The 5,744-nt window shown below is 61.5% G+C and carries 4 protein-coding genes; all 4 read left to right on the forward strand.

The genetic code is table 11. The features are described 5' to 3' along the window. The coding region (locus VNM72_12240; protein HXF06165.1) for a hypothetical protein at positions 1-1,534 on the forward strand (1,534 nt) is incomplete at its 5' end. A gap of 101 nt (positions 1,535-1,635) precedes the next feature. Continuing rightward, a complete protein-coding gene (locus tag VNM72_12245) occupies positions 1,636-2,220 on the forward strand; it encodes a macro domain-containing protein (protein HXF06166.1) in 585 nt (194 codons plus the stop codon). 1,253 nt (positions 2,221-3,473) lie between these two features. Beyond that, complete coding sequence (locus VNM72_12250) at positions 3,474-5,174, forward strand: hypothetical protein (protein HXF06167.1); 1,701 nt, start codon at positions 3,474-3,476, stop codon at positions 5,172-5,174. Continuing rightward, positions 5,174-5,744, forward strand: a 571-nt coding sequence (gene coaE, locus VNM72_12255; protein ID HXF06168.1) for a dephospho-CoA kinase, incomplete at its 3' end; no start/stop codon positions are given. The genes VNM72_12250 and coaE, both read left to right, overlap by 1 nt.

The raw sequence follows: 5,744 nt of genomic DNA on the forward strand, positions 1-5,744 counted from the left end.
TGAACTCGATGAAACGATCCGGAGACTGCGGGAGCTGGCCGAGAGACAGCAACGATTGGCCGAGCAACAGATGCGGCAAGGGATGCCTTCCTCTTCCTCCGGTGGGGGAGGGTCTTCATCACAGCAACAACTGGCTGAGGAGTTGCGGTCGCTGGCACGTCAATTGGAGCGGCTTTCGCGGGAGCAGAACGATCCCCGGTTGAATGACATCAGTCGTCAGCTTTCTCAAGCCGCGCGGGAGATGGATCAGGCTCGTGCTTCGGGCAATCCCACCGAAGCCGCTGCTCGCGCGCTTCGTGCGCTGGAACGCCTGGAGGCGGCGCGTCGGCACCTCCAGGGGGCATCCCGCGAGCACCTGGAGCAGGAGATTTCGCGGCTACGTCAGCAGGCGGCGGAACTCCAGCGGAAGCAGCAGGAGATCCTCCGCGACGTGGAACAGCTCGCCCGCCGGGGACAGGCGGCTGGGGAGTCTTCGTCGGGCGAGCGGCGCCAGGCGCTCGAAGAAAGAAAGAACCTGCTGGCCGAGCAGGTCGAGCGACTCGGTCAGGACATCGAGCAAGCGGCTCGTTCGGTGGCCCGCGAAAGCCCGGCGACCGCGGAAAAGCTGCGCGATGCCGGCGGCATCATTCGCCGCGAACGACTTCCCGAACAGATCGAACAAAGCGCTCGCCTTCTGCGCAATGAGTGGTACGACTACGCGCGCGAGCGCGAGCGGCAGATCCAGCGCGGGTTGGATCAGGTCGTGGAGAATCTCGAAGCGGCCGGGCGTCGGTTCGGTCAGCAACGAGCGGCGCAGAGCCTGGAGGAAGCCCTCGACCGGACCAAGCGTCTCGGCGATAGCCTGGAGGCGCTTGAGCGGCGTCTGCGCGAGCAGCGGGGCGCGTCCGATCAATCCCGCGCGCAGCAGCAGGAAGGATCCCGGAATCAGGCACAGGGACAGAATCAAGCGCGCGCGAACGCCTCGAGCGCGCAGAACCAGGCCCAGGGACAGTCGCAGGGATCCCCCACCGGGCCACAGAATGACAGATCACAGGCCGGAAGGCCTGCGCAACAACCGCAAGGGGGCCGTCGAACAGCCGATGCTCTCACTAATCCGATCGGCCGCACCGGCCCGGCCGATGACTCATCCGCTGACGCGATGGGAGCGGTACGTCCCCGGAGTAGCTCAGCCGGGCGCGACGCAGAACCGCTGCGCCAGCTCGATCGGGAATTGCAGGAGCGCCTCCGTGATGCCGAGGACATTCGCCGCCTGCTCGGGAGAGATCCCACTCTGGCTGACGATCTGGATCAGGTGATCGCACGGCTGCGGCAACTGGACGAAGGGAAATTGTTCAGTGATCCAAGACAGCTCGATCTGCTCAAATCGGCTGTGATTGATCCCTTGCGCCGTATCGAATTCGAGCTGAGTCGCAAACTTCAAGAGAAACTGGGCCAGAACGCTCTCCGGCTGGGCGACGATCTCTCGGTTCCCGAAACCTATCGCGCGCTTGTCGAGGATTACTACAAGCGTCTCTCGCGCCGGCCCCGGCCATAAACGTTGACCGCTCGGGCGGCCGGAAGGATCCGGCCGCTCCTGCTCATGTCATTTGCTGGTGCCGCGAATGCAAGGCACGGGCAAAAGGGGAGAGGCATGAGATGAATCAGAAGACGGCCGAATACCGACTGCCGACGGGCCAGACGATTGCTCTCGTGCGGGGTGATATCACCGAGGAAGCAGTAGACGCCATTGTCAATGCAGCGAATTCGGCGCTCGCCCACGGAGGTGGAGTGGCGGCTGCCATTGTCCGCCGCGGGGGGGCGCAGATACAGAAGGAATCCGATGAGTGGGTGCGCCGCCATGGGCCTGTGGCTCCCGGCAGCGTGGCCCTCACCGGAGCGGGCAATCTCCCCTGTCGCGCTGTGATTCATGCCGTCGGACCGATCTGGCGCGGAGGCCGTGAGGGTGAGGAGGAAACTCTGCGTTCGGCGGCTCGATCGAGTTTTACGCTCGCCAATGAGCAGGGCTTCAGGAGCCTCGCCCTGCCGGCCATCAGTGCCGGCATCTTCGGCTTCCCCGTGGAGCGATGTGCGCGGATTTTGCTGGAAACGGCTGAAGAATTTCTCCGGGCTCATCCTGACGGCGCGTTGCGCGAGATCCGCTTCGTGCTTTTCGATGCCCCGACACATCAGGCCTTCGAGCGCGAATTCCAGGCGCGATTTTCACAGACATCCTCCTCGTAGCAACCGCAACCGGGGCGATGATCTCTGTCGGTCGCGCGTGGTGAGAGGCTCGATGGCGTCGTGACTTTCGCCTGTCTCTTTGCCGTTCGGGGAATGTCACACTGCAGGAGCGTGACCATCTGCGACAAGCGCCGGCTGAACGATTTTAGCGTCGCCGGGAGGGAAGTGAGGTGGCCGGTCAGCCCAAGTAGCAAGCGGCAGCCGGGAGCGCAGGCCTGTGCCAGATTTCAGTTGCCCGTATCCCGTGGGACTGCCTGCTTCCGGCGGCCTGGGGCGTCTCCAATGCGCCGTTGATTCAATTGGCATGCCGTTTCCTACCTTCGTCGGCGGCGCTCTCGCGGCCCATTGCTCTTTGAATCTTTCACGTCGGGGCGCATCCTCAATACGTGGTTGATCAATCCCCCTCGTGATCCAGAGATTTCATGTCCGGTCTTTGGGCGGGCATCGGCAGGCGCCCGCAAGAGGGTAGCCAGACGTGCAACCTCTGGGTACTCGCGAAATAAAACGATGCGCCTTGAAGAGGCGCAAGAACGAAGGTTCATCCTGATGAATTCCTCCCCGTGACGTCATCAATGGTCGGTTGATCAATTGGCCTGATGGTAATCTCCGGGAGCGCCTGGCTCTGGCGGTCTGGCGCGTCTCCAGCGCGCGGTTGATTAATTCGCCTCCGGCTTCCCAGACGTTGGCTACCTTCGCGCGGCCTCTTGCGCAGCCTCCGTTCTCAAACGTTTCGCGTCTGGTTCCCCTCTGGCTATGACTTGAGGTCTCGCGCGTCTTCGACGCGCCGCTCGTTTTTGCCTCCCGTTTCCAGACGTTTAACGTCTGGCTACCGTCGTCGGGGCCGCTTGTGCGGCACATTTTTTGAACGTTGCACCCTGGGGCGTCTCCTCAATACCAGAGCTGGCCCCAGCCGTCTCGTTCGGTGTATGGGTAAATTCGGTGGCCGGTGTTAGAACGTGGCTGAAAAACTGTCTTTCTATACCTGAAAAGGCGGGATGTAATAGTCCCGGCACCGGGTTCTGATAGGGGATTTCCCCAAGCGCGGAAAGGGTGCGATAACGGTTGCAATCACGTCCTTTCCGGGGTTTTCAATCATCTCGCCGGTTGCTAGGAGAGGCATCGTGGGCTGTCGCATCGCTACCGTAATGGGACCTTTGAGGCGAGTTCAAGGCGACCCTGTGGTTGTGGCGTGCGCCCACAAGCTCTCGCTTGATTGAAAGTCCTCGAACCCATGTGCTACCTTTGCTATCGCTATGCACCGACCCAGATGCGTCCTCATTCTCGGGGGAGCCGGGTTGATCGGGTTTGAGATCGCCCGCGAGGTGGCGCGGGAAATCAAGCCCCGGCGAATCGTCATCGGAGGATTGCTCCAGCAGGAAGTAGACGATGCGGTCGCCTCGCTGCGCCGACAGTTTCCCGGCGTGAGATTTGAGGGACAGTGGGGCGACGTCTTCCTTCGCCGATCCGACGTCGGGCGTACTCGCGCTCAGCTCATGGATGATGTGGCCTTACGGCGGTCGCTCTATCAGGACCTGTTTGGCGATCTCGACACGGCCTATGAGCAATCGTTCCTGGTCGCCACGATCAAGAAATACCGGCCGGAGATCATCATTGACTCGATCAACACCGCCAGTGCCATCAGCTATCAGGATGTTTACACCAACTCGGTGGAGGCGCAGGATGTTCTGGAGCGACTGACGCAGGCGATGGATCGGGGCGACGTCGGCGCGCTTCGGGGACTCCGCCCGGAGGCTCTGCGAAAAATCGAAGCGTTGATTCTGGCTCAGGGTATCCCCGAACTCGTTCGTCACGTTCAGATTCTCCATCGGGCGATGGTGGAGGTCGGAACCAAGCTCTATCTCAAAGTAGGGACGACTGGCACCGGGGGCATGGGTCTCAATATCCCCTACACGCATAGCGAGGATAAGCCGAGCGCGCTGCTCATGTCGAAAACGGCCATTGCTTTTGCTCATACCGGACTGCTCTTTCTCATGGCGCGGACGCCGGGTGGACCCATCGTCAAGGAGATCAAGCCGGCGGCGCTGGTGAGCTATCGCCGCATTGCCTTTCAAACGGTGCGTCAGGGAGGGAAGCCCGTCTATATCTATTCCAGTCGGGTTGAGCCCCTCAACGGGACGCTGGAACTCGTGCTGGATGAGGATCGGTTCGAGCGGCTGGAGGAACTCAAGGTTGTTGGCGTGGACACGGGGGAGAACGGATTTTTCGCACGCGGGGAATTTGAAGCCATCACCAGTCTCCGTCAGATGGAAGCGGTCACGCCGGAAGAAATCGCCCGGGCCGCCGTGCTGGAGATCAAGGGAAGCAATACCGGCGTGGATGTGATCGCTGCCATTGACAGTGCCGTCGTCACGCCCAGCTATCGCGCCGGCTATCTCCGCAGTCTGGTGATCGAGAAGCTGAAGCAACTCGAACGTCAGACGAATACCTACAGCGTGGCCATCGGGCAGTTGGGACCGCCCGAATTGACCAAGCTCCTGTACGAGGCATTCCTTCTCAAGCTGCGCTATCGCACGCTTCAAGCCGTCATCGAGGCGGACCCGGAAGAGATGGCCGATTCGCTCTATCGAACTGTTTGCCGTACTCGCTTGCGCGAAGTGATCACGTCCATCGGTGTGCCGATTCTCGCTCCTTCGGGCAAGAAAATCTTTCGTGGTCCCCGCATCCGCATCCCGGAGATCAAAGGAGTTCGCCGCGTGACTTTCACCGATGCCGACATTGATCGCTGGGCGCGGAAAGGCTGGGTTGATCTGCGACCGACGAACATGATCGTCTGGCAGGAGCGATTCCGGAAGATGTTGCAAAATATCGGCGCGATGGTGGATCAGGGCTCGGCCGCCATCACCATGGAGTCGTACCCTTCGGAAAAGATCAACATCGGCGAGGTCGTCGGCTGGATTTTCAATAACGAGGAGCGGGGATTCCGCATCAAGTGATGTTGACGGTCGCTCTCACCGGAAGCATCGCTGTGGGGAAGAGCTATGTCCTGGAGCAGCTCGGCGCATTGGGCTGCTACACGATGGATGCGGATGAGATCGCCCGTGACCTCATGCGTCCGTGTCAGCCGGCCTATCATGAAATTGTGCGGGAGTTCGGGACCGGGATCGTGGCCGGGGACGGCACCCTTGATCGAGCGCGGTTAGCGACCCTCGTTTTCGCTGACGGGGAGAGACGGGAGCGCCTCAATCGAATTGTTCATCCCCGCGTCCGCGAGGAGATCCGGCGGCGAGTTGGGGAAATTGCCGCCCGCGATCCTCAGGCAATCATCGTCATCGCGGCGGCACTGGTCATCGAGGCCGGGGTCCAAGGAGATTTCGATGCCCTGGTTGTCGTTCATTGTGACCGGGAGGCGCAGATCGCCCGCCTCATGCTCCGGGATGGCCTCTCGCGGGAGGAGGCCCTGGCTCGGATCGCCGCTCAGCTCTCCTCGGAGGAGAAACTTCGCTATGCCGATTACGCCATTGACACGTCGGGAAGCCTGGACGACACGGGGGCGCAGGTCGAGG

It is taken from the genome of Blastocatellia bacterium (assembly GCA_035573895.1).
Taxonomy (GTDB): domain Bacteria; phylum Acidobacteriota; class Blastocatellia; order HR10; family HR10; genus DATLZR01.

Coding starts and splice junctions, on each gene's coding strand:
- VNM72_12250 (HXF06167.1), top strand. CDS start 3,474: ATGCACCGACCCAGATGCGTCCTCATTCTCGGGGGAGCCGGGTTGATC.
- VNM72_12245 (HXF06166.1), top strand. CDS start 1,636: ATGAATCAGAAGACGGCCGAATACCGACTGCCGACGGGCCAGACGATT.